We start from the raw sequence: 3810 nt of genomic DNA, 5'->3' as shown, positions 1-3810 counted from the left end.
CAAGTGGACCGTGTATCCGAGCCACGCCAGGAACGACCGGCACACCGTCAGCGACGGCAACGGCCCGACACTCTCTGACTTCCTCCGCATCCAGCGCGGCATCGCCACGGGGAGCAACAAGTTCTTCATGCTCGACCGCGCCGATGCCAAGCGTCGTGAGCTTCCGGAGAAGTATCTCCGCCCGACGGGTAGCCGTCGTCGTCGCCTTCGACAACGGTGGTCTTAAGGTGCCGCGGGCTGGGCGCATGGACCGCCAACTTTGCGTCATCGACTGCGACCTCCCGGAGCATGTTGTCGAACAACGGCACCCGGCCCTCTGGGAGTACCTGCAAACCGCCGCGGCGCAGGGCATCATGGACGGCTACCTCGTCGGCAAACGCAGCCCGTGGTACAAGCAGGAGCAACGTCCCCGCTCCCCCTTCCTCTGCACATACATGGGCCGCGGCACTGACGACAAGCAGCCGTTCCGCTTCATCCTCAACCGATCGAACGCCATCGGGACGAATCTATATCTCATGCTCTACCCCCTGAACGGCCTCGCGGCCATGCTCCACAAACACCCCGACCGCGCCGCCCACGTACGCGAGCTCCTGGGCCACGTCACCGGCCACGAGCTGCGTGGTGAGGGTCGTGTGTACGGCGGAGGTCTGAACAAGATCGAGCCGAGCGAGCTCGGGCGCATCTCCGCGGCGGCGTTCGTCGAGCGCTGGCCCGAACTCCGGTCCTCGGTCCAGCGACAGGGAGAACTCTTTGGCGACCAGCCCGCGTAGGATGCGGTGAACGAAGGGAACCACATCGTTCGCGAAAAGGTCTGGGCGAGAGGAGGTGATCGATGACCGAATACCGTCGTGCCTGGCTTCCGGGAGCCACGTGGTTTTTCACGGTGAATTTGGCCGAGCGACGCGGGAATCGGGTATTGGTCGAGCGAATTGACCTGTTGCGAACAGCATTTCGTAGCGTTCAGGGCGCGACACCCCTTCCACCTGGAAGTGATTGTACCTGCCGGATCATTTACATTGCGTCTGGACGCTGGCGCCCGTCCATACGGATTTTTCTACCCGCTGGAGTCTGATCAAGGGACACTTCTCCCGTGCTATCGAAAAAGGCAAGCGCATTTCGCAAAGCTACGCCAGGCTGGGTGAACAAGGTCTATGGCAGCGCCGTTTTTGGGAACATCTCAACCGTAGCCAAGCGGACTTCAACCGTCACGTGGATTATGTCCATTGGAACCGGTAAACCACGGATGGGTGCGACGGATGGCCCATTGGCCTCATTCCAATTTCCATGCGTCCAGGCGGCGAGGAATCTATCCGGAGGATTGGGGTGGAAAGAACGTCTCGAGTCTTGCGGCAGGGGAGTAACGCGAGCGATGCGGTTCCCTTCGTTCACCGCATCCTACGCGTGCTGCGCGATGGCGCCAGCCCCCTTGAGTTTGGCATTCTTGGTACGACGCGGCTTTTTCGGCGGTGGGGATGCTGTGGTGCTCATGAGCAGCGGTAATGGGCAAACCTTCTTCGCGATATCAGCCAACGGATCATAGCGCAAAAAGAATCACTTTCTTTTTTTTGGGGCGCCGAATAAGCGGGGGAAGTCTCCCCCGCACCCCCTTCAGAGGCGGAGTAGGCAGAGTCTCAGAGCGCAGAGTTCTCAGAGCTCAGAGCTAGCGAACAGGGGCAGACCGCAATACCACCCGAAAACCGACGATGCCGCTCCGGCCATCGGGGCGACCCCCCTCGCGGCAGGCGCAGCGGGCGTAGTCGCGAACGTCGCGCCACGCGCCGCCGCGCACGGCCCGCGATACGTCGTTCCCCGCCTCGAGGTCTTCGCGGTTCGGATCGTCTGGTTCGTAGGGATACACGAAGTCGGGATCCCACAGGTCTTTGCCCCACAGGCTGCGCGTCCATTCCCACACGTTGCCAATGATGTCATGAAGGCCGAAGTCGTTAGCGGGGAAGCACCCGACCACCGAGGTATCGCCGACGCCCGAGTCGTCATAGTTCGCGCGATCCGGGTCGGGCGTATCACCCCAGGCGTAGACCGCATCGGTCAGACCCCCCCGAGCCGCCTTCTCCCACTCCAGTTCGCTGGGCAATGCAATGCGCCATCGGCCCTCATGCACGAGGCGTGCGACTGCGATGCCCTCGAGCGCGGGGCGGAAACCGACCGCGTCTCGCGCTCTGCGTGCATGTCGTCCCGCTGGCGGTCCGGTTCGCGCGACAGCCAATGCGCTAATGTCGCACCCTTCGGGATGCGCAGGGTAGTGTGGAGCGGCACATAGATGTCGGCGAGCTGGAGCGGCGTCTGGCGCGTCTGGTCGGCGGACGCGTCGATCTCGCCCAACTTCAGGCCGGCCAGGTCGGCGGCGAGCGCGTGCAGATACAGCGCGATGACCGATTTCGCCCCCTCGGGGTCTTCGCCCGCGTGGGTGACATGGGTGACGATCTGGACGAAATCACGGCCGATGAAGTGGCCGTTGCGGACCTGGACCGCGCCTTGAACGACGGCTCCGCCCTCGGTCGCGATGGTTTGCGTGCCGGTGCTGGCGCCGCGCTCGCCGGCGGCCTGCGCCTCTTGGGCCGCGGCCAGCTTGGCCTGCAACTCGGCCAGCTGGCGTTGCAGGGCGTCGATGTCGGTTGGGCCGGAGGGCTCGGATCCCATGGCGCGCGCCTCAGCTTTCTTTCAGTTTATCCAGCACGGACTTCGTCACCGGCCCGGCGATGCCGCCGAGGATCGGCGTGGCGAACATGCTCACCACCGCGCCGAGCGCCCCCGGCACCATCGCGACGAGACCGTCCACGATCCTGCCCACCTTGCTGTCGTCGGCCTGCTTGCCCTTGGCGACCTCGGCCTTGAGCTCCTCGACTTGCTGCACCGTTGCGGTTTGCTTGTCTGGCGGCGCCTGTTTCGTGACAGCCGCCAGCAAGGACGCGAACAGACGCTCCAAGTCCCGTGGCGAAACGCCCCGGGTGACCCTGTCACGGCCGACGAAGTCACCGCCGCCCGTATCCACGCTGCCGCTGACGTAGGCGCCGCCGCCGGTGTCGATCCTCGTCTGCGTGCCGGTGTTGATGTTGCCAGCGTTCTTACCGCCGACATACACGCCGCGGGCGCCGACCGCGGTTGCGCCCGGTCCTTGCCCGATCGCGCCGCTGCCGGTGAGGTTGGCCTGGTAGGTGACGCCGGCAGGTGCGGCAGCTTCGCCTTTGTCCCACTTTAGTTCGATGAATCCGTTCTTGGCCAACTTGTCCAACTGCTGATTGAAATGGAATTTCAGTCCTTCGATGTTCTTGTAAACGGTCTTGAAATGCCCAAGGGTATCCAGCTTTTTCTGGAACGCCCACAGGCTCATCAAATCCTTCTGGTTAGCGCTGCCGGTCCTGATCTCCGCATCCTTGAAATAGGTGAAGATGAATGGCTTGTTGGTGGCCTTGAACTGCCCGAACGCGGTCTCGAACTCTTCTTCGGTGTATTGACCCACCTTGGTACAGAACAGCATCACGAAGATATCGCATTCTCGAATGGCCTTGTTGTACTCGTCTTGCAGCCGGGTCTTCGAAACGGCGTCGAGAAAGTCGTCCCACACGATGAGCTCTAGAAAGACGCCTTGCTCAACCCAATCCTTGTTCTTGCGATTGATAAAAATTTCAAATTCCTTTCGATCCTCTTTCAATTCAGAGGAGGACGCTAACCCAGGTTTAACACTCGCAAAAAAATGATGATGAAGTACAATGGATTAGGGATACAAAAAAGTGCGTATGGCACTACAAGTGTGTTTTTTGGGTTAGACGACGAGTTTCTTGATCCCTCCCG

5 protein-coding genes and 1 pseudogene are annotated in these 3810 nt (G+C 61.7%); 3 read left to right on the top strand and 3 right to left on the bottom strand.

Annotated elements, in window-relative coordinates; all coding sequences use genetic code 11:
* The 3 genes and pseudogenes from M3461_04595 to M3461_04585 form a co-directional block, all read left to right on the top strand.
* A partial coding sequence (locus tag M3461_04595; GenBank protein MDQ3773686.1) for a hypothetical protein occupies positions 1 to 226 on the top strand: 226 nt, incomplete at its 5' end.
* Positions 227 to 245: 19 nt separating this feature from the next.
* Positions 246 to 770 carry a hypothetical protein gene (locus tag M3461_04590; protein MDQ3773685.1) on the top strand — a complete coding sequence of 175 codons (525 nt, stop codon included), beginning with the start codon at positions 246 to 248 and terminating at the stop codon, positions 768 to 770.
* Between the two features lie 62 nt (positions 771 to 832).
* Positions 833 to 1361: pseudogene (locus M3461_04585) on the top strand (transposase).
* 299 nt (positions 1362 to 1660) lie between these two features.
* Here the strand turns inward: M3461_04585 and M3461_04580 are convergent.
* Genes M3461_04580 through M3461_04570 form a run of 3 tightly spaced genes read right to left on the bottom strand, consistent with a single transcriptional unit; the run spans position 1661 to position 3670 of the window.
* Complete coding sequence (locus M3461_04580; GenBank protein ID MDQ3773684.1) at positions 1661 to 2092, bottom strand: formylglycine-generating enzyme family protein; 432 nt, start codon at positions 2090 to 2092, stop codon at positions 1661 to 1663.
* Positions 2047 to 2658, bottom strand: a complete 612-nt coding sequence (locus tag M3461_04575) for a hypothetical protein (GenBank protein ID MDQ3773683.1) — start codon at positions 2656 to 2658, stop codon at positions 2047 to 2049. Before M3461_04575 ends, M3461_04580 begins: the two co-directional genes overlap by 46 nt.
* 10 nt (positions 2659 to 2668) lie before the next feature.
* Positions 2669 to 3670: a toll/interleukin-1 receptor domain-containing protein gene (locus tag M3461_04570; GenBank protein ID MDQ3773682.1), complete on the bottom strand. Its 1002-nt coding sequence runs from the start codon at positions 3668 to 3670 to the stop codon at positions 2669 to 2671.
* Positions 3671 to 3810: the final 140 nt, after the last annotated feature.

Source organism: Pseudomonadota bacterium (genome assembly GCA_030860485.1).
GTDB lineage: Bacteria > Pseudomonadota > Gammaproteobacteria > JACCXJ01 > JACCXJ01 > JACCXJ01.
Note: the sequence above shows the minus strand (reverse complement) of the source record. Positions and strands in the feature narration are given on the sequence as shown.